This window comes from Simplicispira suum, assembly GCF_003008595.1.
In the GTDB taxonomy this organism is placed as follows: Bacteria; Pseudomonadota; Gammaproteobacteria; order Burkholderiales; family Burkholderiaceae_C; genus Simplicispira; species Simplicispira suum.
Map to the genome: position 1 here is coordinate 1,705,174 of NZ_CP027669.1, position 25,325 is coordinate 1,730,498.

The window sequence follows — 25,325 nt, forward strand, 5'->3', positions numbered from 1 at the left end:
CCTTGCTGACCTGGGGGTGCAAGGCGCTTGAAAGCAGGCATGATGGAGCCCACACCACTTGTTTACCGCCAGCCTGCGGGCTGGCCCTGACCCGAAGGAGAGCAACGCATGCAAGTTCAAGTACATACCGACGACAACATCCAGGGCGGCGAATCGCTGGCGCAATGGATCACTGAGGAAACCAGCGCCAAGCTGTCCCGTTTTCGGGACCATGTCACCCGCGTGGAAGTATTTTTGACCGATGTGGACGCCGGCAAATCGGGCGCCAACGACAAGCGCTGCCGCATGGAAGCGCGCCCCGCCGGGCGCCAGCCGGTCACCGTGACCGGCGAAGGCAACAAGGTGGCCGATGCCTTCACTGGCGCCATCGACAAACTGATGCGGGCACTCGATACCGACATGGGCCGCCTCAAAGACAAGAACGGGCGCGACACCATTCGCACCGCCGAAGAGTAAACCGCTGCCGCCCTGCGCCCAGGGCGGCGCATCTTGCGCATCCGCCTGACGCTCCCCGTACCCACAGCCCCCGTTGGAAACCCTCTCCGCCTTGCAGTCGCTCGGACTGGAGCTGCCCAGCCCGGCGTATATCGCTGGCGCCATCTTGTTTGGTGTGATCGGCATGGCCGCCTATTGGCACGGGAAACGCACGCAGCAGCGCGGCAGGCGCTGGCTGGGTGTGGCGCTCATGTTTTATCCCTATGCCGTCTCGCAGACCTGGGTGTTGTACCTGGTGGGCACGGTGCTTTGCGCAGGTTTGTGGTGGGAATGGGGTTGACGAGCTGATGGATGGTGTGTGTGCCCCGAAGATCTATTTGACTTCCTCGGTGGCAGCGTTCAGCGCCGCCCTGCCGTCAGCAGCAGCTCGTTGGGCCCCTCCCAACCCCAGGGTGTCGCGTAGACGGACAGCTTTTCTTCCATTTCGGCCCAGGCGCGTTCTCTGCTGGGTTCGTCAAGGCGATCCAGGATCTGCTGGATCGGGCTCGCCGAGGTGCGAACGAAGTCCAGATAGGTCTTGGCCGAGGGCATGCGAAAGGGGGCATTGAGCTGCGTCGTCGCCACGTCCTGAAAGCCTGCGGCCGCAAACAGTTCATCGGTCAAGCCTGGCCGTCCAAGACTCAGCAGGCCACCCGGCGCGCCGGGGTTGGGGGCGGGCAAGCCTGCGTGCTGCAGAGCCGTTGACATCAGGATCGTGATGCAGGGGTTGTGCTGCGGTTGCGAGAACACCATGGTGCAGACGTGGCCGCCAAGCCGAAGCGCCCGGTGCATCTCTGCCAAGCCCCGCAGCGGATCGCCAAACAGCATCAGTCCGAGCCGGCAGACCACGGCGTCGAAGCTAGCGGGTTCGACTTGCAGGTCTTCACCGTCGGCGACCTGGAACTGCACGTTCGACACGCCAGCGCTCTGCGCGTTATCTTTGGCCAGAGCGAGGATGGCCGGCGACAGGTCGGTGGCGAGCACGCTGCCGCTGGGGCCGACGCGGCGCGCGATCATCAGCGTCTGTTCGCCAGCGCCGGCGGCCACGTCGAGCACGCGCGAGCCGGGCCCGATACCGGCCATGCTGAGCATGGCCTCGGTGGCCCGTGCAAGCCAGGTGCCGATCAGCGCGCCGTGCGCGTTCCAGCCTGGGGCGGCGCGGTCCCATTGGGCGCGGCTTGCGTTTTTCGGGTCGTCGGCCATGGGGCGCACTCCCGGCAAGTTGGAGGCACACAATGGCGTCGTTTTCATGGCTTTGGTCTCCTTGGGCTGCGGGATCGCAGCGATCTCGATGTGTTCACAGCCTAGGGCGAGAGGCGAGCCTGCGTAAGGCGCAACTTTGCAAGAGGGGGCCGCAGTGATGCACAGTCCGACCCAATTTCAATGGGATGATCTCCAGTACTTCCTGGCCGTCGCCCACCATGGCAGCACGCTGGCGGCAGGGCGCGCGCTGGGGGTTGACCAGTCCACGGTGCAGCGCCGCCTGAGCGCACTGGAGCGGTGCATCGGCCAGTCGCTGGTGCAGCGGCAAGCCACGGGCTATCGGCTGACAGCGTTCGGGCACGAGATGCTGCCGTTCGCCGAATCCGTCGAAAGCGCCGCGCTTGCCTTCGAGCGCCAGATTGCAACCCTGGCCGGCGAGACCACCGGCGTGATCCGCATGACTTGTCCCGAACCCATCGTCCACCGCATCACGCAGACCGGAATGATCGACCGGTTTCATGCCAAGTACCCGGCGCTCAAGCTGCAGTTCGTGATGAGCGACAAGTACATGGACCTGCGTCAGGGCGATGCCGATGTGGCGCTGCGCTCGGGCGACACCGACGATGGCGAACTGGTGGGCCGCAAGATCGGCGATTCCATCTGGGCGGTGTACGCCAGCAAGGCCTACATTGCGCAGCACGGCCAGCCCGAGCGCATCGAAGACCTCGCCAGCCACGCACTGGTCGGCTTCGACGACACCATGGCCAGGCACCGGCTGTCGCAATGGTTGCGTGAGGTGGCGCCCAACGCGGAGCTGGCCTCGCGCAGCAGCAGCGTGCTTGGTCTGGTCTTTTCGGTGAAGGCCGGGCTCGGTGTGGGCGCGCTGCCCATGCCGTTGGGCGATGCGGAGCCCGACCTGGTGCGCATGTTCGGTCCGGTACCCGAATTGGCCCGTATCTGGCGCCTGCTGACGACGCCTGAGCTGCGGCGCACGCCGCGCGTCAGCGCGTTTTTTGATTTCATTGTGGAAGAAATCGACACCTTGCGCCCCATCCTTACGGGTTGACAAGCAGATCGGCGCAAGTTGCCTGGTCTCTGGGCTGGCGTCAGCGCTGCTCCATCGCTACATCCAACGTGCCCTTTGCCGGCTTCGCGTTCACCCCGACGCCCACAAGCCCGCGCCATGTCCGCGCGTAAAAGCCTCTTCAAACACCGAGTAGCCGGACCAATCGGCGTGGGCAAAGGCCAGCCGCGCCGTCGCGGGTGTAGGCAGGGCGCGTTGTTGCTCTCCATTCAATAGCTGCTTGCGCCCTACAGATAAGCGCTGGAGGCCGATTTGACTCAATATTTTGAGGCCGCCGGGGCGCGGAATGGCCATGGCGTGGCCGTAGCGCGTGACCTCCGCACGCTCGACGCGTTCGCGCAAATCGGGGTGCGGCAGGCTGAGCGCGGCGATGGCCGCTTCTGCCCAGTGCTGCCAGGGCTGGCGCGCCAGCTGCGCGCGGGCATCGGGCACATCGCCCAGCGCCTGGTAGTAGGTCAAGACCGTGGGCAGGGTGACTGCGGCGCGCGGGTCCAGCCGCTGGTGGCCGGCGTCGACATAGCCCAGGCCGCCGGCCGCGCCGTCCTGGTAGAGCACGTTGTCCCAGGCTGGCGCGGCGCCCGGCCGGTCGGTGAGCGGGCCGGAAATGGCCAGGTTCGTCACCAGCCAGGGCGCCCAGGCCAGTTGTCCGGCGGCGGCGCGCAGGAAGTCGGGCGGGCTTTGCACCACGCGCGCCGCAATGAACACCGGCAGGGCGACCACGCAGCGCTCGGCCTGCCAGCGCTCGACCTGGCCGCTGCTGTGGTTGAAGGCGTCCACCTGCACGCCGCCGGGCAGCTCGGTGATGGCCAGAACGCTGCACGCGGTGTGCAGCTGGCCAGCCTGCCGCAGCGGCGCGGCCAGTTGGCGCGCCAGCCAGCCATTGCCCTCGGGCCAGGTGAGTACGCCGCCTTCGTCCCCGCCGCCTTCTCCGGGTGCCGAAAAACCGTGCCGGCTGGCGAAGTAGTGAATCCCGGCCCAGGCCGACACCACCGCACTGCCAGCGCCGTAGTCGTCGCGGCAGCAGTAGTCAAGGTACCAGCGCAAATGCGGGTCGTCCAGGCCCTCACCTGTCAGCCAGCTATCAAAAGTGATAGCGTCCAGCGCAAGCAGGATCTGCGCTGGAGGCATTTTTGACCCCCAATCGGCAAAGCTGGGCATGGCAAAGCGCGCAGCGCGCGAGAGCGTCTCGACGCGGCGCGCAAACAAACGGTACTGCGCCAGCGTGCGCGCACCCACGCCTTGCACTGGCAGCAGTCCCTCGTGCCATTGGCCTTGCCAGAACAGCCGCTCCTGCGGGCTGTGGCAAAGGGTGAATTCGTCGTAGCGCCAACGCCCAGCCACGCGCTTGCGCAGGCCCAGATCTTCCAGCAGATCCTGCACTTCGGGCGCGCTGTCGCCTGGCACCGGGAGGTAGTGCGCGCCGTGCGGGCAGGCACGGCCCAGCACGCTGCCGGCGCGGCTGTTGCCGCCGGCGCTGTCCTCCAGCTCCAGCAGCGCAAGGTCCTGAACGCCCGCCAGCCGCAGCGCGCGCGCCGCCGCCAGGCCTGCAATGCCGCCACCCGTAATCAGCACGCGGGTGCGGCGCTGCACGCTGGGCGCGGGCAGGCTGCCGCCCGCCAGCCGATCGCGCAGCGCGTGGCCGCGCGCCATGTCCACGCCCGCAAAGCCGCCTGCGAGTGGTGCGGGTGCTTGGTCGCAAGCCGAGGACAGCACGGCGGTAGCCGCAGATGCGGCAGCGGTGAGGAAGCTGCGGCGCTGCATGGCGTCAGCCCCGGGCGTTGGGACTGGCACGGCCCAGGCGCGCGGGCGCCGCGCAAGGGCCGCCCCGCCGCGCTGGCGCCGTCCCCCTCAGGGGGAAGCGGCGCAGCCGCTCAGGGGGAGTCAGTGTGCACCCCATTCGCGTTCGTAGGTGGTCACCAGTACCTGGTTGGAGAGCCGATTCACCTCGGTTGGCAGGCGTGCCATGTCCAGTGGAAAGTCAAACAGCAGCGGCAGCGAGGGCAGCGAAAGAAATCGCATGCCGGGCGGCAGACGCTCGGGCAGGCGCCAGGGCCGGTGGCTGGCCAGCACATAGCCCCATTCGCCAAAGCTGGGCACATGGGCGTGGTAGGGCGTCGCGGTCAGGCCCACCGATTCGATGGTGTTCACCACGGTCCAGAAACTTTGCCGCGCCACCAGGGGCGAGGTGGTCTGAATCACCGCGTAGCCGCTGGCCGCCAGGTGTTTCTCCAGCAGGGCGTAAAAGCTGTTGGTGTAGAGCTTGCCAATGGCGAAATTGGTGGGATCGGGGAAATCCACCACCATCACATCAAAAAAACCCACATCCTGCTGCAGCCACTGGAACGCATCGGTGTTGACGATGTGCACGCGCGGGTCCGAAAGTGCATGCTGGTTGAGCTTTGCGAGCGTGGGGTTGTCCGTGAACAGCTTCGTCATCGCCGGGTCGAGTTCCACCAGCGTGACCGATTCGACGGACGGATATTTGAGAATTTCGCGTACCGCCATGCCGTCCCCGCCGCCCAGCACCACCACGCGTTTGGGCGCGCCTTGCGCCGCCATGGCCGGGTGCACCAGGGCCTCGTGGTAGCGGTATTCGTCGTGCTCGGCAAACTGCAGGTTGCCGTTGAGGTACAGGCGGTGGCCCAATTTGCCGTTGGTGACCACGATGCGCTGGTACTGCGACGCGCCGGTGTACACAATGTGGTCCTGGTAGAAGCGGTCTTCGGCAAAGCGCGTGATGTGCTCGGCGCCCCAAAGACCGGCGGCCAGCAAGGCGATCACCGCCGCACAGGCAAACGCGTGCGCGCCAAAGCGCCGCAGCTCCCAGCGAAACAGCCACAGCGCCCACACCGCCACCAGCGCGTTCAGCAGGCCAAACAGCAGCCCCGTGCGAATCAGCCCCAGGTGCGGCACCAGCAGCAGCGGGAATGCGAGCGACACCGCCAGCGCGCCCAGATAGTCAAACGTGAGCACCTGCGAGACCAGATCTTTGAGCGCCACGTTGCGCTTCATGATGCGCATCACCAGCGGAATCTCCAGTCCCACCAGCGTGCCCACCAGCAGCACCATGCCGTAGAGCAAAAAGCGAAACGCTCCCGGCGTATAGGCGTGGGCAACAAACAGCGCCGCAGGCAGCGCGCCGCCAATCAGCGCCACCATCAGCTCGATGCGCAAGAAATGCGCCGGCAGTTGCCGCTCGAAGTAGCGCGAGAGCCACGAACCGACGCCCATCGCAAAGAGATAGGTGCCGATGATGGTGCTGAACTGCAATACCGAGTCGCCCAGCAGGTACGACGCCAGCGCGCCGGCCGCCAGTTCGTACAGCAGGCCGCAGGCGGCGACGACGAAGACGCTGGCGAGCAGGGCGATGTCGATGGGGCGGGGGGTGTGCGCTGCGGGTCCGTGCGCGTCTGGCGTAGCAACCGAGGTCATGGCACGGGGGCGTTGCCGGTTGCGCTACTGATTTGCAGCAATGTGTTTTGCATAGCTAAGGCCAAATTTGTGAAAGCGCCAGAGGCCGGCGGGGTTGAATTTTCGTGGCAATGCAGGGCGCTGCATCCTACTTGCGCCACCGGTTGCTGCGGAAATAGCCGAGCCGGCGCAGCAGGCTGTAGGAGATGTGGATTTTGCCGGGCTCCAGCGGTGCGTCCGGCGTGGAGCGCACCCAGAGTGATTTGGAGTAGCCCAGCAACTGGCCCGAGTACACGCTGCGGTGGCCAACAACGATGTAGGCGGTGACGCAGGCCGTGGCGAAGTACGGACCGGCGGAGCTGCCGAACAGCTCGAATCCCATCAGCACGGCGGCGATCGGCGTGTTGGAGGCCGCGGCCACCACCGCCACCATGCCCACCGCCGCGCCGAGCGCCGGGCTCACGCCCAACAAGCTGGCAAACGCGCTGCCTGCCATGGCGCCAATGACGAACTGCGGCGTGACGATGCCGCCGTAAAACCCCGAGCCCAACGTGATGGCCACCAGCAGCGACTTCCAAACAAAGCCCCAGAAAACCACGTCCTTGCCGTGCAATGCGTCTTCCATGAGGGGCAGGCTCAGTCCCAGGTAATCGACGGGAATCACCAGGATGAGCGCAGCCAGCACCAGCCCGCCGATGAACGGCATCAGCGGCTGCCAGATTTTGAAGCGCCGCTGCAGCGCGACAAAGGCGTAGCGGATGCGGTCGAGCAGTTCTATAAAAAGCCACGACACCAGTCCGCACAGAATGCCGATCAAGGTGATGCGAATCGCGAGCGACGACGAAAAATCTGACGAAATGTTTACCGGGAAGTGGTCGTAAGTCAGCCCCCAGTACTTGCCTACCTCGAACGCCGTGATGGCCGCGATCACGGCCGGGAAGATGAAGTCGTGGCGCACGCGTCCGATCACCAGCATTTCAATGCCGTAGATGGCGCCGGCCAACGGCGTGCCGAATACGCTGGCAAAGCCGGCGCTCACGCCGCAGGCGACGATGCGTTTTTGCATTTCGGGGTCGAGTCGCACCAGCTTGCCGAACCACGAGGCCAGCGTGCCGCCGATATGCGAGCACGGCCCCTCTTTGCCGGCCGAGCCGCCCAGTGTCAGCGTGATCAGCGCGGCCACGGGTTTGATCAGAATCGTTTTGTGCGACATCGCGCCCAAGCGCAGATGGATGGCGCTGATGACCGAATCGCGTGCATAGCTTCCAGGCTCGCGGTAACCGTAGTGCAGCAGCAAGCCGTTCAAGATTCCGGCCAGGGGCAGCAGCGCCATCTGTGTCCAGAGCGAAATGTGGGCAGTGTGCTCAGAGAGAAAAATCAGCACCAGCAAGAAGAGGCTGACACCTGTACCCACAATCGCGCCGGTGATGCTGGCAAGCAGCAGCCACCGAAGGACGGTGGCCAGCATGATGACCGGTTCGATGTAGTTGACGCGCATGTGGGAGTGAGGGGTGTCCCGCATAACTCTACGCGAGCAGGTGGAATGCGGGCAGCCAATGGAGTCTGCTCCCCCCGCCGGTGTAGTTCGATGCCAGAGCGCCAGCTTCCCATACTCCAAGCAAGGTTTTCATTGCCTGCATCGGCTGCAGTCGCCTGCACGTATGCACGGGGTTGCGCTTTGCGCCTGAACGCGCCAGCATGGGGCTTATCGCATGGCGAGGGACAAGAGATTCCCGCCCCCGCACCTGCAGTGAGCGCCTGGTCTCTGATCGGGCGCCGCAGCGACGCCCGCCAGTCGTCGCATCTGTCCGACAGCATGTCGGCGTCGGGCCTGCCCTCTATCCGTGCATCGGCGACGTATACCGGGTGTTGAGGCAGAAGGCATCCAAATATTCCTATGAACCCATCCACACCCACCCGCATCTTCAGTGACGCCGACGCCCACCTTCTGCGCGAGGGCACCCATGCGCGTCTGTACCAGAGCCTGGGCAGCCACCTCAATTCGGCCTCCGAAGGCGGTGCGCACTTCGCTGTGTGGGCGCCGAACGCGGCATCGGTCAGCGTGATCGGCGAGTGGAACGGCTGGCAGGGCGATGTGGACCCGCTGCAGCCGCGCGCCGATTCGACTGGCGTGTGGGAGGGCCACTGCCCTGGCGCGCACCATGGCGCGGCCTACAAATACCGCATCGTTACGCAAGGCGGTCAGGTGCTGGAGAAGGCAGACCCGCTGGCGCTGTACGGCGAGGAAGCGCCGGCGACGGCGTCCAGGCTGTGGTCGCTGGAGTACGAGTGGCAGGACGCCGACTGGATGCAAGCCCGCGCGCCGCGCAACGCGCTGGACGCGCCCATGTCCATCTATGAGCTGCACCTGGGTTCCTGGCGCCGGCAAGACAACGAGATGCCCAACTACCGCGACGTGGCACCGCAGTTGGCCGATTATTTGGCAGACATGGGCTTCACGCACGTGGAGCTGATGCCGATCACCGAGCACCCTTTCTACGGCTCCTGGGGCTACCAGACCACCGGCTATTTCGCGCCCACCTCGCGCTACGGCACGCCGCAAGACTTCATGCACTTCGTCGATGTGCTGCACCAGCGCGGCATCGGGGTCCTGCTCGACTGGGTGCCGTCGCATTTTCCTACCGACGCGCATGGCCTGGCCGAATTCGACGGCACGCATTTGTACGAGCACGGCGACCCGCGCCAGGGTTTTCACCCGGAATGGAACACGGCCATCTTCAACTATGGCCGCAACGAGGTCCGCAGCTTTCTGGTGTCGTCTGCCATCTTCTGGCTGGACAAGTACCACATCGACGGCCTGCGCGTCGACGCCGTGGCCTCCATGCTGTACCTGGATTACGCGCGCAAGGAAGGCGAGTGGATTCCCAACCAATGGGGCGGCCGCGAGAACCTGGAAGCGATTGACTTCCTGCACGAGCTCAACCGCGCCGTGTACCGCGAGTACCCGGACGCATCCACCGCCGCCGAGGAATCGACCGCCTGGCCGATGGTTTCGCGCCCGCTCGAAATGGGGGGTCTCGGCTTTGGCTTGAAATGGAACATGGGCTGGATGCACGACACGCTGGCGTACATGAAGGAGGACCCCATCAACCGCCGCTACCACCACCACAAGCTGACGTTTTCTGCCGTCTACGCCTTTACCGAGAACTTCGTGCTGCCGCTCTCGCACGACGAAGTGGTCTACGGCAAAGGCTCGCTCATCAACAAGATGCCAGGCGACGCCTGGCAGCAATTTGCCAACCTGCGCGCCATGTTTGGCTATATGTGGGCACACCCCGGCAAAAAGCTGCTGTTCATGGGCGGCGAGTTCGCGCAGCGCCGCGAATGGACGCACGAAGGCCAGCTCGAATGGTGGGCGTGCGGCACAGAAGGCCACGGCGGCGTGCAGCACATGCTGCGCGAACTTAACCGCGTGTACCGCGCCGAGCCTTCACTGTACGAGCTGGATTTTGTGGCCGAGGGCTTCGACTGGGTCGAACCCAACGACGAAGCCATGAGCGTGTTCGCCTTCCTGCGCCGCTCGCGCAGCGGAGCGCCGCTGCTGGTGGTGTGCAACCTGACGCCGGTGCCGCGCACCAACTACCTGCTGGGCGTGCCGCAAGGCGGAATTTGGCACGAACTGTTCAACACCGATGCCCGCGAGTACGGCGGCTCCGGCTGGGGCAACCTGGGCGAGATCGAGGCGGCGCCAGTTCGCTCGCACGGCCACGCGCAATCGCTTAGCCTGAACCTGCCGCCACTGTCGACCATCATTCTGAAAGGCCCGGCCCATGGCTAAGACTGACTCGAACATTTCTAAGGCCACCGTTGGCAAGGACGCAGCGTCAGTGAAGAAGTCGGCGCCTAGGAGTGTTGCCAGCGCGTCCGTTGCGGCGCCCACCACATCTTCGAACGAGGCAGCCAGCGCAAAACGCGCACCGATGCCGAGCGCCGCCTCTGTCGTGGCGGCGGGTTCGGCGCACGCCTACGATGGTGCCAACGGCCGAATCCGCGCCGTCATCGACGCGGTGCTGCCATGCGTGGACGGTGGACGCTTTGCTGTCAAGCGCGTGGCCGGCGACAAGGTGCAGGTCACGGCGCATTGCTTCACCGACGGGCACGACGCCCTGCGCGTGGTATTGGTCTGGTGGCACGAAGATGCTGCCGACGACACCCGCCACGAAGTGCCAATGACCCTGCGCTACAACGACGAGTGGGTGGCCGATTTCACGCCGCCCATTCCGGGTCGCTACGCGTACACCGTGTTCGCGTGGACCGATTCATTCGCGTCCTGGCACCATGAACTGGTGCGCCGCGTCGATGCCGACGATATTCGGCTGGCAGCGCGAGCGGGGGCACTGGAAATCATGGCAGCGGCCGAGCGCGCCAGCGGCGAGGATCGCGCCGCTCTGGCGCAATGGGCGCGAACGCTGGACGAAGAAGCCATGGCAAGCCGCATGGACGCGACCGCGCTCAAGGCGCTGGCACTGGACGAGGAACGAACGGCCATTGCGCAGCGCTACCCGGACCGGCGCCTGCAGACGCGCTTTGGCGCCAACTTGCCGCTGATCGCCGATCGGGAGCGCGCGCGCTTTAGCACTTGGTATGAGTTGTTCCCACGCTCTGCCGGCAGTCGTGAGGGCATCCATGGCACCTTCAAGGACGTGCAGGCACGCCTGCCAGTGATCGCCGGCATGGGTTTCGATGTGCTGTATTTGCCGCCCATCCACCCCATCGGGCGCGAACAGCGCAAAGGCAAGAACAACGCGCTGGTGACTGAAGATGGTGACGTTGGCAGCCCGTGGGCGATCGGCGCAGTCGAAGGTGGCCACAAGGCGATCCTGAAAGACTTGGGTACAGCGGAGGATTTCCGCGTATTGGTCGCGGCAGCGCAGGCGTTGGGCCTTGAGATCGCGCTGGACATTGCGTTCCAGTGTGCGCCGGACCACCCCTATGTCAAAGAACACCCGGCCTGGTTCAAATGGCGGCCTGACGGCAGCGTGCAGTACGCCGAGAACCCGCCCAAGAAGTACCAGGATATCTATCCGTTCAACTTCGAAAGCGAAGACTGGCGCGCGCTGTGGCTGGAACTCAAGAGTGTGTTCGACCACTGGATTGGCCAGGGCGTGCACATCTTTCGCGTCGACAACCCGCACACCAAGGCGTTTGCGTTCTGGGAATGGTGCATCACCGAGGTCAAGCGCGAGCACCCCGGCGTTATTTTTCTGGCGGAAGCTTTCACCCGGCCCAAGGTCATGCACCGGCTGGCCAAGCTGGGTTTCTCGCAGTCCTACACCTACTTCACTTGGCGCAACAACAAGGAAATGCTGGTCGCATATTTCACCGAGCTGGCGCAGGGGCCGGGGCGGGAGTACTTCCGGCCCAACCCGTGGCCGAATACCCCCGACATCCTGCACGAGCAATTGCAGGGCGGCCACGAAGCCATGTTCAAGGCGCGCCTGGTGCTGGCGGCGACGCTGGCCGCCAGCTACGGCATGTACGGTCCGGCCTACGAATTGCTGGAGCACCTGCCGCGCAACGCCGGCAGCGAGGAGTACCTCGACTCCGAGAAGTACCAGCTGCGGCACTGGGACTGGTCGCCGGACGCCGGCCTGCGCCCCTTCATCACCCGCATCAACAGGATTCGGCATGCCAACACGGCATTGCAGGCCAACCGCAGCCTGCGCTTCCTGCCGATTGACAACGAGCAGCTCATCGCCTACGCCAAGCAATCGGACGATGGGGCCAACGTGGTGGTGACAGTGGTCAACCTGGACTCGCACCAGACGCATTCCGGTTGGCTCGAACTGGACCCGGAAAGCATCGGCGTAGAGCCCGAGCAGCCATTCCAGATGCACGACCTGCTCAGCGACCAACGCTTTGTCTGGCAAGGCTCGCGCCACTTCGTGCAACTCGATCCGCAGCGCGTACCGGCCCACATCATGGTGGTGCGCAGGCGCTTGCGCAGCGAGCAGGATTTTGACTACTACCAATAACAATATTGAAGGCGAAGAATCATGAACGCACCCATGCCGGTACTGGCACTCGAAACGGTCGAAATCGACACCTCGGGCGATCCAACCTGGTATCGCGATGCAGTGGTCTACCAGCTCAACGTCAAGGCCTTCTCGGATTCCAATAGCGACGGCGTTGGCGACTTCAAGGGCGTGACGTCAAAGCTCGATTACGTCCAAGATCTGGGTGTCAACACCATCTGGCTGATGCCGTTCTATCCGTCGCCGCTGCGCGACGATGGCTATGACATCTCGGAATACGAAGACGTGCACCCGCAATACGGCACGCTGGCCGACTTCCGCGAAATGCTGGAAGAAGCGCACAAACGGGGCCTGCGTGTGATCACCGAACTGGTCATCAACCACACGTCGGACCAGCACCCCTGGTTTCAGGCGGCGCGCAACGCACCGCCCGGTTCGCCCGAACGCGACTTCTATGTGTGGAGCGACACCGATCAGCTCTACCAGGGCACGCGCATCATTTTCACCGACACCGAAAAATCCAACTGGACCTGGGACCCGGTGGCCAAGCAGTATTTCTGGCACCGCTTCTTCAGCCACCAGCCAGATTTGAACTTCGACAACCCCCAGGTGCTGGAAGCGGTGTACCGCACCATGCGCTTCTGGCTCGACATGGGCGTGGACGGTTTCCGGCTCGACGCCATCCCCTACCTGATTGAGCGCGACGGCACCAGCAACGAAAACCTGCCCGAGACACACGAGGTTATCAAGAAAATTCGCGCGGCCATCGACGCCGAGTATCCGGGCCGATTGTTGCTGGCCGAAGCCAATATGTGGCCCGAGGACGTGCGCGAGTATTTCGGCGACGGCGACGAATGCCACATGGCCTACCACTTCCCGCTGATGCCGCGCATGTACATGGCGATCGCGCAAGAGGACCGACATCCGATTGTTGAAATCATGCAGCAGACGCCCGAGATTCCCGAGGACTGCCAGTGGGCCATCTTCCTGCGCAATCACGATGAACTCACGCTGGAAATGGTGACCAACCGCGAGCGCGACTACATGTACAACACCTATGCGGCCGACAAGCAGGCCCGCATCAACCTGGGTATTCGGCGGCGCCTCGCGCCGCTGATGGACAACGACAAAGACCGCATCAAGCTGATGAACAGCATGCTGCTGTCCATGCCCGGATCGCCCATCATCTACTACGGCGACGAGATCGGAATGGGCGACAACGTTTTTGTGGGCGACCGCAATGGCGTGCGCACCCCGATGCAGTGGAACTCCGACCGCAACGCCGGATTTTCCCGCGCGGATCCGCAGCGCCTTTACCTGCAGCCGATCATGGATCCCATGTACGGCTATGAATCGATCAATGTCGAGAGCCAGTTGCGAGACAAGAGCTCGCTGCTGCACTGGACACGGCGCATGCTCGCAGTGCGCAAGACCAGTCGTGCCTTTGGCCGGGGACAGCGGGTGTTCCTCAAACCCGGCAACCGCAAGATACTGGCCTATATCAGCGAGTATGGCGATGACACCATCCTGTCGGTCTTCAATCTCTCGCGTGCCGCGCAGCCGGTCGAGCTGGACTTGTCGGCCTATGTTGGCCGTGTGCCGGTCGAAATGCTGGGCCGCACCGCTTTTCCGCCGATCGGCGACCTGCCCTATCTGCTGACCCTCCCCTCCTACGGTTTCTATTGGTTCAATCTTTCGTCCGACGCCGCCATGCCCACCTGGCACGAGGAGAGCGTGGCCTTACCGGAGCGGCCCATGCTGGTACTTTTCGACGGCTGGACCAGCCTGTTTCGGGACCGCGTCATGCCATGGCGCATCGGTATGGCCGAGCGCCTGCGCATCCAATTCGAAACCGAAGCCCTGCCGCGCCATATTGAAGTGCAGCGCTGGTATGCCACCAAGGCACATGCCATCAGCCGTGCACGGCTGCTGGATGAATCCATCTGGCAAGACGGTGATACAAGCTGGCTGCTGCCGATTCTGGAGATTCAGGGGCCGCCAGAACCGGCCTTGTACTTCATGCCGCTGGCGCTCGCCTGGGAGGACTCCGAAGAAGAACGCATGAAGAGTCTGGAGCCAGGTGCCTTGGCCAAGGTGCGTCAGCAGGCACAAGTGGGTGTCATGGGCGATGCCTTTTTTGACGAACGCTTCACCCACGCCGTGGTTCGCGCCATCGCCAGGGAGACCCAAGTCGACACGCGAGACGGGCAGTTGCATTTTGTGCCGACGGCGCTCGGCCGTGCGCTTGATCTGCCGCAGATAGCTGCTTTGCCGGTCAGCCGGCCCAGCCCGGTCAGCAGCAACACCGTCGTCACCGTCGGCGAGGCTTTGTTCCTCAAGGGCTACCGACAGCTGCGCGTGGGCATCCACCCCGAGGCCGAAGTGGGCCGCTTTCTGACAGAGAAGGCAGCTTTTCCCCATTGCGTTCCGGTGCTTGGCTCGATCGAGTACACCGCGAAGGATGGTCGCCGCATCACGTTGGGCTTGCTGCAATCGTATGTGTCAAACCAGGGCGATGGCTGGGCGTTCGCGATGGACTATTTGGCGCGTTTCCTGAGCCAGTTGCGCGATGCCAACGAGCAGAGCGCCCCCGACGTCCACGGCGTATTCGTTTCGTTGATGCAGATGCTGGGGCAACGCACGGCGGAACTGCACGCTGCGCTGGCGCTGCGCACCGGCGATCCCGCTTTCGATCCTGAGCCGCTCACAGCGCAGGATGTGGAAGGCCTGCGCGAACACGCACGCAGCGAAGCAGCCACCACCTGGGAGCTACTGCGCACCAGTCTGGAGTCTCTCCCGGCCGCCGTCCAGGACGATGCGCGGCGCGTGCTGGAGCGCCAGGCGGAAGCACTGGCGCGCATCGACACGTTGCAGACTGCAGGGAAAACCGGTCTGCGCACGCGCTTTCATGGTGACTACCACCTTGGCCAGGCATTGGTGTCGCGCAACGACTTTGTCATCATTGATTTCGAAGGTGAACCGGCACGCAGTTTTGACGAGCGACGCACCAAGAGTTCCCCGCTGCGCGACGTGGCCGGCATGTTGCGATCGTTCAACTACGCGCGCTGGAGCGCGTTGCGACAGCAGGCCCAAAATGCGAATGAACTGACGCGACTGGACGCAGCCGCACGCGACTGGGAGCAGCAAACACGGGCTGCGTTCCTGGCCGGGTATGGCAGGACGGACGCAGCAAACACGGGCCTCGATACCCAACTTCTCGAACTCTTCGAGCTGGAGAAGGCCTGCTATGAATTGCGGTATGAGCTGGGCAACCGCATCGACTGGGTGACCGTACCGCTGCGCGGCATCCTGGCGCTGCTTGACCGCGGTGCGAGCCGCTGAATCACGGGAAAAAAATCATGGAAAATTTTGCAATTCAGCTCGATCCGCTGCGCGCGTTTCTGTACCAGATCGGCGCCTTCGTCCCGCGCTTGCTGCTTGCGGTGGTGGTGGTCATCGCGGGCTGGTTGATTGCCAAAGTGGTGCGCTTTGCGATCGTGAAGGCGCTGCGCGCCATCAACTTCCATGTGATGACCGAACGCGCTGGCATTGACGCCTTCCTGCGACAAGGCGGGATGGCTGGGGACGCGAGCGCGGTTTTTGGTGTGCTGGCGTATTGGCTCGTCATCCTGGCCGCGCTGCTGATCGCTTTCAACGGCCTTGGCCTGACCTACATCACGGATCTTCTGGGGCGCGTTGTCTGGTTCGTTCCCAACGTGTTCGTGGCCTTGCTGATTCTGGCTTTCGGTGCCTACTTTGCTCGCTTTGTCGGCGACGCGGTAACCACCTATGGTCGCAACGTGGACCTGCAGGACGCGCATTTTCTGGGCAAACTGGCTCAGTACGCTATTTTGATTTTCGTGGTGCTGATTGCACTGGACCAGGTCAATGTCGGCGGCGACATTGTTCGCCAGAGCTTCCTGGTGATTCTGTCAGGCGTTGTCTTCGCGCTGGCCTTGGCCTTTGGCCTCGCCGGCAAGGACTGGGCCGCTGAGCGCATTGAGCACTGGTGGCCGCGCGAACGCAGGTCGGAGGCTGACGTGGTCCGGTCCGCAACCGATGTGCGCCGGGACGCCGAATGAATCGGCACGACGCCATTACCGCCGTTTGGCCTGGTCAACCCTACCCGCTGGGCGCTACCTGGGACGGCCAAGGCGTCAACTTCGCCCTCTTCTCTGAACACGCCACCGGCGTGGAGCTGTGCGTCTTTGACGACAACGGCCGTTACGAGCGTCAACGCATCAAGTTGCGCGAGCGCACCGATCACGTTTGGCATGGCTACCTGCCGCAAGCGCGCCCCGGAATGGCCTACGGATACCGTGTCCACGGCCCCTACAAGCCCGATGAGGGGCACCGTTTCAACGCCCACAAGCTGCTGGTCGACCCCTATGCCAAGGACTTGATAGGCGGCCTGCGCTGGTCCGACGCACTGTTTGGGTACACCGTGGGCAGCAAGCGCGAGGACATGAGCCTGGACAAGCGCGACAGCGCGGCGTTTATGCCCAAGGGGCGCGTGTTGGAAACGGCCTTTACCTGGGGCGATGACCGTCCCCCGATGGTGCCGTGGCAAGACACGGTGATTTACGAGTTGCATGTGCGCGGTTTCACCAAACTGCACCCCGGCGTGCCCGAGCACCTGCGTGGAACCTACGCAGCGCTGGGCTACGCGCCCATCGTCGACTACATCAAGCGTCTGGGCGTGACGACGGTCGAGTTGCTGCCTGTGCATGCCTACCCGAACGACCGCTACCTGGTCGAAAAAGGACTGCAGAACTACTGGGGCTACAACTCGTTGGCCTACTTCGCGCCGGAGATGCGCTATTGCGCTTCGGGCAAGGTCAAGGAATTCAAGACCATGGTCAAGACGCTGCACAGCGCTGGTCTGGAGGTCATCCTGGACGTCGTCTACAACCACAGTTGCGAGGGCAATCAGATGGGGCCCACGCTGTCAATGCGCGGGGTGGACAATGCTGCGTACTACATCCTGAAGTCCGACAACCGGCGCTATTACGAGGATTTCACGGGCTGTGGCAACACCATCAATCTGGAGCATCCGCGCGCATTGCAACTGGTGATGGACTCGCTGCGTTACTGGGTCGAGGAAATGCACGTCGACGGCTTTCGCTTCGACCTGGCATCGGCGCTGGCGCGCGAATCGGGCAAGGTCGAGAACCTGGGCGGCTTCTTCGACGCCATCCGGCAAGACCCGGTGTTGAACCGCGTCAAGCTCATTGCCGAACCCTGGGACTTGGGCCTGGGCGGCTACCAGGTGGGCAATTTTCCCCCCGGCTGGGCCGAATGGAACGATCGCTACCGCGACGGCGTGCGGGGTTGGTGGAAGGGCGACTACGGCCTCGTGGGCGACCTGGCACGCCGACTCACGGGTTCGCAAGATCTCTATGGCTGGTCGGGCAAAGGGCCGACGGCCAGCGTCAATTTCGTCACCGCGCACGACGGCTTTACGCTGCACGATCTGGTGTCCTACAACGACAAGCACAACGAAGCCAACGGCGAGGACAACCGCGACGGCAGCAGCCACAACCTGTCGTGGAACTGCGGCGTCGAGGGGCCGAGCGACGATCCGGAAATCATCGAATTGCGCGCGCGCCAAAAGCGCAACCTGTTGGCCACGCTGCTGCTTTCGCAAGGCGTGCCTATGCTGCTGGCCGGCGACGCGCGCGGCCATACGCAGCGCGGCAACAACAACGTCTACTGCCAGGACAACGCGCTTGCCTGGCTCGATTGGACCGAGAACGCGCAGAGCGAGGCACTGCACGATTTTGTGGCGCAGTTGCTGGCAATCCGCCGCGCGCATCCCACCTTCCGACGCCGTGCCTTTTTTCGTGGCGATGCGCCGGCAGAGGGCGAGAGCAAGGACGCTATTTGGCTGCGGCCGGATGGAGCGGAGATGGCGCAAAGCGACTGGGAGGATGCGCACGCGCGCTGTTTGGGCATGTGGATTCCGGGTACCGGCATCGTCGACGTCAATGCCCAAGGCGAGCGCCAGCACGACGACGATTTCCTTATCCTGCTCAACGCGCACGACAAGGTGGTGCCGTTCACCATTCCCGAAGATTCGGCGCGGCCATGGCAGTGCCTCATTGATACCATCAGCGCCGCTGAGCCGGTGGCGGCGGTTGCGCCTGGCGAGCCTTATCCCTTGCAGGGCCGAAGCCTGGTGCTCCTGCAGCGTCCGAATGGCAAGGCATGAGCACGGTTCACGCCATGCCCTTCGGCGCGCACTGCCTGGGAGCGCGCGGCGTGCGCTTTCGGCTCTGGGCGCCAGAGATGTCCTCGCTGGTGCTGGTGCATTCCGGCGCCGATGGCGCTAGCGAATACCCGATGGCGCGCAGCGCCGAGGGTTGGCACGAGGCCACACTGCCCCATGCCCGCGCTGGCGATGGCTACCAGTACCGCCTTACGGATGGCCTGCTGGTGCCGGACCCGGCCTCGCGCTACAACCCGCACGATGTGCACGGCCCGAGCGTGGTGGTCGACCCTTCGGCCTATGAATGGCAATGCGCGCAATGGCGCGGGCGCCCTTGGAGCGAAGCGGTGGTGTACGAACTGCACGTCGGCACCTTCACGCCCGAGGGCAGCTTCGACGCCGCCCGTGATCGCCTTCCCTATTTGGCCGACTTGGGCGTTACGGCCATCGAGCTGATGCCCCTGGCCGATTTCCCCGGTCGCCGAAACTGGGGCTACGACGGCGTGCTGCTGTTCGCGCCGGACGCCAGCTACGGCACGCCCGAGCAGCTCAAGGCGCTGGTAGATGCTGCGCACGCGCTCGGCATGATGGTGCTGCTCGACGTGGTCTACAACCACTTCGGGCCAGACGGCAACTACCTGCACGCCTACTGCCCGCAATTTTTCAACCCCGCCCACCAGACGCCCTGGGGCGCGGCCATCAATTTTGACGGTCCCGACGCGCGCACCATTCGCGACTTCTTCCATCACAACGCGCTCTACTGGATAGAGGAATACCGCTTCGACGGCCTGCGCGTGGATGCCATCCACGCCATTTGTGACGAGAGCCGGCCTTGGATCATTCCTGAGATTTGCGAGGCGGTGTGGGCGGGGCCTGGACGCGAGCGGCATGTGCATGTCGTCCTGGAAAACGACCGGAATCAGGCGCATTTGCTTGAGCGCAATGCGCAGGGCCAGCCGCTGGTGGCAACCGCGCAATGGAACGACGATTTGCACCACGCGGCCCATGTGATGCTGAGCGGCGAGACCGACGGTTACTACGCAGACTTTGCGCAGCGCCCCGCAGAACAATTCGCCCTCGCGCTGGCGCAGGGCTTCCTCTATACCGGTCAGCCTTCGCCCTTTCGCGGTGGCAAGCCGCACGGCGAGCCCTGCGCGCATCTGCCGCTGCAGGCTTTTGTGTCCTACCTGCAGACCCACGACCAGGTAGGCAACCGCGCCCTGGGCGAGCGCATCGACGCGCTTGCGACCCCAATGCTGGTGCAAGCGGCGCGCGCCTGTGTGCTGATGTCGCCTCACACTCCCATGCTGTTCATGGGCGAGGAGTTTGGCTGCACCACGCCATTTCAGTTCTTCTGTGATTTCAGTGGCGATTTGGCGGCGGCTGTGGCTGCCGGCCGCCGCGCCGAGTTTGGTCGCTTCGCTGCCTTTGCCGACCCTGCGGCCCGGGCGCGCATTCCAGACCCCAACGACGAGGAAACGTTCATGCATTCGAAGTTGCGCTGGTCCGATATGGACCAAGCGCAACACCAGCAGGCGCTGGCGCATACACGCCGGCAGCTCGCCGTGCGTCGCGAGCAACTGATGCCGTGCTGGGCGGCTGGCTGCAGTTCGCTCGATTGGTCGAGTGAGAACGGCTTGTTGCAATGGACTTGGCAGTTGCGGGCCAGGGATGGGCAGCGCTCGCGCTTGCACCTGGCCGCCAACTTCGGTGGCATCGCTGCGCGCTTTCCACGCCCGCCCGGTCACGAGATTTACCGCCTGCGCCCGCAGACCGAAGCCATGCCAGCTGGGCATATTGGCTTGGCGCGCGGCGGCGTCTGGGCGTCGCTCGACAAGGCTGAAGAATGACGGAACGCCCGCTGGACGAACTGGTGCGGCGCTGCGCCGACAAAGGCATTGCGACCGAGTACCACGACATCTGGGGCAAGCGCCACGCCGTTGCGCCCGAACACTTGGCAGCGCTGCTGGACGCCTTTGGAGGCTCCGCACAAGTAGATACTGAGGACGGTGGGCCGGATGCGAGCGCCGGCGAGCCGGTGCGCGTCGTCGCACCGGGCGCGACCTCGGTGGTCCTGAGCTTCCCGCTCGCCGACGCAGGAACGGTGCCCACGTGGCGCCTGGTCCTTGAAGACGGAGCCAGCCTGAGCGGCCTGTGCCAGCGCACGGCCGATGCGCGCGTCGTGGTGGATTTCGGCTCGGCCCTGCCCCAGGGCTACCACCAGTTGCAAGTAGGTGCCGACCTGCCGGCCACGCTGCTGATTTGCGCGCCCACGCGTTGCCACCTGCCGGCCGCGCTGCAGGGCGACGGCCGCGCTTGGGGCGTGACCCTGCAATTGCACAGCCTGCGCTCGGCGCGCAATTGGGGCATTGGCGATTTCACCGACTTGATGCAGTTCTGCGCACAGGCCGCGCGCCGCGGCGTAGGCATGGTGGGCCTGAACCCTTTGCACGCGCTGTTTGCGCACAACCCGCTGCACATCAGCCCCTACAGCCCGTCGTCCCGCGTGTTTTTGAACGCGCTGTACCTGGACATCGAAGCGATTGCCGATTTCGCTGCCTGCACCGCAACCCAGCACAAGGTGCGCGCCCCCATCTTCCAGGAGCGCCTCGCTGCGCTGCGCGAGGCCCCATTCATCGACCATGTCGGCGTGAGCGCAGTCAAGCGGGAGCTGCTGCACGATTTGTACGCGCACTTTCAAACCCGCGCCGCATCCGATCCAGAAGTCGCTGCCTACCAGCAGTACTGCGTCCAGCGTGGCACGGCGCTGCACCAGCACGCTCTGTTTGAGGCGCTGCAGGAAAACCTGCACAGCGCCGACCCCGCCGTTTGGGGTTGGCCGGTCTGGCCGGCACAGTTCCAGGACCCGCAATCGCCCGCCGTCGCGGCTTTTGCGGCCGAGCACGCCGAGCGCGTGGGCTTCTACCAATACGTCCAATGGCAGGCCGAACGGCAGTTGGCGGCCGCCAGCGCCTGCTGCCGCGAAGCGGGAATGTCGGTGGGCTTGTACCTGGACCTGGCCGTCTCGGTGGACCGCGCCGGCGCCGATGCGTGGCGGCACCAAGGCGCGTTTGCGCTGGGCGCGAGCGTGGGCGCCCCACCCGACGAATTCAATCTCAATGGCCAGGATTGGGGGCTTCCTCCGCTGCGGCCCGATCGCCTGCGCGCCGCGCACTACCAAGCTTTCATCGAAGCCCTGCGCGGCAATATGCGCAGCGCCGGCGCGATTCGCATCGACCACGTCATGGGCTTGATGCGGCTGTTCTGCATTCCGACCGGTGCCGACGCGCGCGGCGGTGCGTACGTGCATTACGCGCTGGATGAAATGCTCGCCATCGTTGCGCTGGAGAGCGAACGCAACCAGTGCCTGGTCATTGGCGAAGATCTGGGCACCGTCGCGGACGAGGTACGTGCCGCCATGCAAGGCGCCGACGTGCTTTCCTACCGATTGCTGTACTTCGAGCGGGATGTAGACGGTCATTTCCGACCTCCGCAAGCGTACCCGCGCGACGCCCTGGTGGCCGTCAGTACCCATGACCTGGCCACCTTGGCCGGCTGGTGGGCGGTGCTTGATCTGCACGACCGCATGGCCATGGCCTTGTTTCCGAATGCGCAGGTGTTTGAGCAGCAACTGCTCGATCGTGCGCAAGAGCGCGTGCAACTGTTGCTGGCGGTGCAACACGCCACCGACCTGCCGCCAGAGGCCGTGGCGCAGGCCCTGGGCGCTGACCATTTGTCGCCCGAGGCGGTGCTGGCAGTGCACGCGTTTCTGGCCGCCACGCCGGCGCGCCTGATGGTGCTGCAACTCGAAGACGCATTGGGCGAACGCGGCCAGGCCAACATGCCCGGCACCACCCACGAGCACCCGAACTGGCGCCGCAAGTACGGCACGCCGCTGGAGGCCATCTGGGATCAATCGATGCTGCCGGCGCTGTGCGCCAGCTTGAGCGCCCTGCGCCCCTCGCCTGAGCGCACCGCAGTGGGAGCACGCGCTGCCGGCACCGTCATCCCGCGCGCCACCTACCGCCTGCAGTTCCATGGCGGCTTTCGGTTCGACGCCGCCGCATGCATCGTGCCCTACCTGGCGGCGCTGGGCATCAGCCACGTGTATTGCTCGCCCATCCAGCGCGCGCGGCCTGGCAGCATGCACGGCTACGACGTGGTGGCGCCGGGCGAGGTCAATCCGGAACTGGGCGGCATGGAAGGCTTGGCGCGCTTCTCGCAAGTGCTCAAGGCCCACGGCATGGGCCTGTTGCTGGACCTGGTGCCCAACCACATGGGCGTGCTGGGCGCGGACAACCCCTGGTGGACTGATGTGCTGGAGAACGGTGAAGCTTCCCTCTACGCGCAGCATTTCGACATCGACTGGGAGCCGCTGAACGCCGAGCTGGTGGGCAAGGTGTTGCTGCCGGTATTGGGCGACCACTACGGCGATGTCCTGGAGCGCGGCGAGCTGCAATTGCAGTGGCACGTCGAGCAGGGCGAGATGGCCTTGCATTACCACGAGCACCGCTTTCCGCTTGCGCCGCAGAGCTATCCCTTGGTGCTCGAGCGCGCGCTGGCACGCCTGGGGGACCCGGAACTTGCCGCCAGCCTGGCCAGCCTGCAAACCGCTTTGCGCCAGCTCGCAGCGGCCGCTGCACCAAGCGCCGAGCGCCTGGCCGAAAGGGCGCGCGAGAAGGAGCGGCACAAGGCCCGCCTGGCCCGCCTGACGGCCAAGCATGAAGTCGTGGCGCAAGCCATTGCCGCTGCGGTCGACGAGATGAACCTACCCGGCAGGCGCGACGCTCTGCACGATGTGCTGGAAGCGCAGTCCTACCGGCTGGCGTTCTGGCGCGTGGCGGCGGACGAAATCAATTACCGGCGCTTCTTCGACATCAACGAGCTGGCGGCGCTGCGCATCGAGCGCGCAGACGTGTTCGACGCCACCCACGCCTTGCCGCTGGACCTGGTCGAACGCGGCTGGGTCGAGGGCCTGCGCATCGACCATCCGGACGGTCTGTACGACCCGGCCGGCTACTTTGCGCGGTTACAGCAGTGCTGCGCCGAGCGCCTCGGGCAGGCGCCAGCTGAGGGCAATGGCCGCCCTGCACGGCCCATGTACGTGGTGGCCGAGAAAATTGCGGCGCCACACGAAGAAGTCCCCACCTCCTGGGCGGTGCACGGCACCACCGGCTACCGCTTTGCCAACGTCGTGGGCGGTGTCCTGGTCGATACCCGCGCCGCCGAGCGCCTGCGCCGCACCTGGCGCGCCTTCACCGGCGAGCAATTGGCGTATGCCGATATCGCTTACCAAGGCAAGCGTGCGGTGGCTCGCGAGGCCTTGGCGGCGGAGCTGCACGTCTTGTCCACAGCGCTGCTGCGTATCGCGCGGGCGAGCCGGCGTACGCGCGATTTCACGCTCAACACACTGCGGCTGGTGTTGTCCGAAATCGTGGCCTGCCTGGGGGTGTACCGCACCTACATCGTGCAGACGCCCTCGCCGCAAGACGTTCACTACATCGACCTGGCGATCGAGCGCGCGCGCCAGCGTGGCCGTGCGGCCGACCCCTCAGTGTTCGCTTTCGTGCGCGAAGCGCTGCTGGGCCGCGCCCCGCCTGGCGCCCTGCCTGGCACCGAAGCCCGCGCCTTGCGTTTTGCCACACGCTTTCAGCAGTTCAGCTCCCCGGTCGCGGCCAAGGGCGTGGAAGACACGGCTTTTTATCGCTATTTTCCCCTGAGTTCGCAGAACGAAGTCGGCGGCGAGCCCGACGTCATCGGCATGAGCGTGACGGCCTTTCACCGCGCCAGCGCCGACCGCGCACAGCGCTGGCGCCACACCATGCTGGCGACCTCGACGCACGACAACAAGCGTTCCGAGGATGTGCGCATGCGCATCAGCGTGCTGTCCGAGCTGACCGGGTTGTGGCGGCTGTCGCTGCGGCGCTGGCACAGTCTCAACCTGCCGCTGCGCAGTACCCTGGCGGGCGGGGTCGACGCGCCGTCGGCCGAGCACGAATACCTTTTCTACCAGACCGTGTTGGGTACCGTGGGCCCCCGCGATGCGATCGACGACACCGGTTACGCGGTCTATATCGAGCGCATCGTCGCCTACATGCAGAAGGCCGCGCGCGAAGGCAAGGCCTGCACCAGCTGGACGCGGCCCGACGAAGCCTATGAGGGCGCCCTGTCGGGGTTCATCCGCCAGGCACTGGCGCGCAGTGGGGGGAGCCGCTTCCTGGACGAGTTGCATGCGCTGGCCGACACGCTGCGCTGGCACGGCGCGCTCAATTCATTGGCCATGGTGCTGCTCAAGTACACCAGCCCCGGCGTGCCGGACCTGTACCAGGGAACCGAGCTTTTCGATGACAGCCTGGTCGACCCCGACAACCGACGCCCGGTTGATTTCCTACAGCGGCGCACGTTGCTGGAAGACTTGCGGGACTTGGCCTCGTCTGGCGACGCCCGCGCGCTGGGCGTCCAGGTGGGCAAATGGTCCCTTCAGCCAGCGGATGGCCGCGCCAAGCTGTGGCTGGTTTGGCGCCTGCTGGAGCTGCGGCGCGCTCAGCCAGCCCTGCTGCGCGATGGCAGCTACGAACCGCTGCGTGTGCGCGGCGCGCGTGCACCGCATGTCATTGCCTATTTGCGCCGATTCGAGGGCGCGTGCATGGTCGTGTTGGTTGCCCGGCTGACGGCGACGCTGGAGCAGGCTGCCGGCCATGCCCCTGCGGAGAAGTCGTCGACCTCCTCGCATGTTTTGACCGGGGAAGGCACTTGGCAAGACACCTGGGTCGCCGTGCCGCAGGCCCTGCGCGGGCTGGCGCTGACCGATCTCGTGGGCGGCCGGACGCTCAGCACGGAGAATGGACGATTGCGCCTGGCGGAAATTTTTGTGCACTTTGCCGGTGCAGTTCTTGTGCACCAGCCTGACCACCCGTCGGTGGATTAGAAGGCCTCGCGCAGGCATCCC

General features: G+C 64.8%; 15 protein-coding genes. 11 read left to right on the forward strand and 4 right to left on the reverse strand.

The genetic code is table 11. The features are described from left to right. Positions 1-108: 108 nt before the first annotated feature. Both C6571_RS07975 and C6571_RS07980 read left to right on the forward strand, forming a co-directional pair. A complete protein-coding gene (locus tag C6571_RS07975) occupies positions 109-456 on the forward strand; it encodes an HPF/RaiA family ribosome-associated protein (RefSeq protein WP_106446210.1) in 348 nt (115 codons plus the stop codon). Positions 457-529: 73 nt separating this feature from the next. After that, on the forward strand, positions 530-775 hold the full coding sequence (locus tag C6571_RS07980) for a hypothetical protein (RefSeq protein ID WP_106446211.1): 246 nt from the start codon (positions 530-532) through the stop codon (positions 773-775). 59 nt (positions 776-834) lie between these two features. Here C6571_RS07980 and C6571_RS07985 read toward each other — a convergent pair whose 3' ends face one another. After that, positions 835-1,725, reverse strand: coding sequence for a class I SAM-dependent methyltransferase (locus C6571_RS07985; protein WP_245901457.1), 891 nt, complete (start codon positions 1,723-1,725; stop codon positions 835-837). A 109-nt stretch (positions 1,726-1,834) separates the two neighbouring features. Here C6571_RS07985 and C6571_RS07990 point away from each other — a divergent pair, with 109 nt between their 5' ends. Further along, positions 1,835-2,743 carry a LysR family transcriptional regulator gene (locus C6571_RS07990; RefSeq protein WP_106446213.1) on the forward strand — a complete coding sequence of 303 codons (909 nt, stop codon included), beginning with the start codon at positions 1,835-1,837 and terminating at the stop codon, positions 2,741-2,743. Positions 2,744-2,833: 90 nt separating this feature from the next. On the opposite strand, the gene C6571_RS07995 is transcribed toward C6571_RS07990, so the two are convergent. The 3 genes from C6571_RS07995 to C6571_RS08005 form a co-directional block, all read right to left on the reverse strand. Next, positions 2,834-4,522, reverse strand: a complete 1,689-nt coding sequence (locus tag C6571_RS07995; RefSeq protein ID WP_106446214.1) for an FAD-dependent oxidoreductase — start codon at positions 4,520-4,522, stop codon at positions 2,834-2,836. A gap of 120 nt (positions 4,523-4,642) precedes the next feature. Then, on the reverse strand, positions 4,643-6,193 hold the full coding sequence (locus tag C6571_RS08000; RefSeq protein ID WP_106446215.1) for a polyamine aminopropyltransferase: 1,551 nt from the start codon (positions 6,191-6,193) through the stop codon (positions 4,643-4,645). A gap of 127 nt (positions 6,194-6,320) precedes the next feature. Further along, positions 6,321-7,694 carry a chloride channel protein gene (locus tag C6571_RS08005; RefSeq protein WP_245901458.1) on the reverse strand — a complete coding sequence of 458 codons (1,374 nt, stop codon included), beginning with the start codon at positions 7,692-7,694 and terminating at the stop codon, positions 6,321-6,323. A gap of 228 nt (positions 7,695-7,922) precedes the next feature. Here C6571_RS08005 and C6571_RS20170 point away from each other — a divergent pair, with 228 nt between their 5' ends. The 8 genes from C6571_RS20170 (at position 7,923) to treY (ending at position 25,304) form a co-directional block, all read left to right on the forward strand. Next, a complete protein-coding gene (locus C6571_RS20170) occupies positions 7,923-8,045 on the forward strand; it encodes a hypothetical protein (RefSeq protein ID WP_276329908.1) in 123 nt (40 codons plus the stop codon). A gap of 24 nt (positions 8,046-8,069) precedes the next feature. Next, positions 8,070-9,971, forward strand: a complete 1,902-nt coding sequence (gene glgB, locus C6571_RS08010; protein ID WP_106446216.1) for a 1,4-alpha-glucan branching protein GlgB — start codon at positions 8,070-8,072, stop codon at positions 9,969-9,971. Positions 9,972-10,113: 142 nt separating this feature from the next. After that, a complete protein-coding gene (locus tag C6571_RS08015; protein ID WP_106446217.1) occupies positions 10,114-12,168 on the forward strand; it encodes an alpha-1,4-glucan--maltose-1-phosphate maltosyltransferase in 2,055 nt (684 codons plus the stop codon). 21 nt (positions 12,169-12,189) lie between these two features. Continuing rightward, positions 12,190-15,510, forward strand: coding sequence for a maltose alpha-D-glucosyltransferase (treS, locus tag C6571_RS08020; protein WP_106446218.1), 3,321 nt, complete (start codon positions 12,190-12,192; stop codon positions 15,508-15,510). Positions 15,511-15,527: 17 nt separating this feature from the next. Further along, a complete protein-coding gene (locus tag C6571_RS08025) occupies positions 15,528-16,250 on the forward strand; it encodes a mechanosensitive ion channel family protein (RefSeq protein WP_106446219.1) in 723 nt (240 codons plus the stop codon). Then, a complete protein-coding gene (gene glgX / locus C6571_RS08030; RefSeq protein WP_106446220.1) occupies positions 16,247-18,379 on the forward strand; it encodes a glycogen debranching protein GlgX in 2,133 nt (710 codons plus the stop codon). The genes C6571_RS08025 and glgX overlap by 4 nt, the downstream gene beginning before the upstream one ends. Further along, positions 18,376-20,226 (forward strand): malto-oligosyltrehalose trehalohydrolase, encoded by a 1,851-nt coding sequence (gene treZ, locus C6571_RS08035; RefSeq protein WP_106446221.1) that lies wholly within the window; start codon positions 18,376-18,378, stop codon positions 20,224-20,226. Before glgX ends, treZ begins: the two co-directional genes overlap by 4 nt. Then, positions 20,223-25,304, forward strand: coding sequence for a malto-oligosyltrehalose synthase (gene treY, locus C6571_RS08040; protein ID WP_106446222.1), 5,082 nt, complete (start codon positions 20,223-20,225; stop codon positions 25,302-25,304). The genes treZ and treY overlap by 4 nt, the downstream gene beginning before the upstream one ends. Positions 25,305-25,325 lie beyond the last annotated feature (21 nt).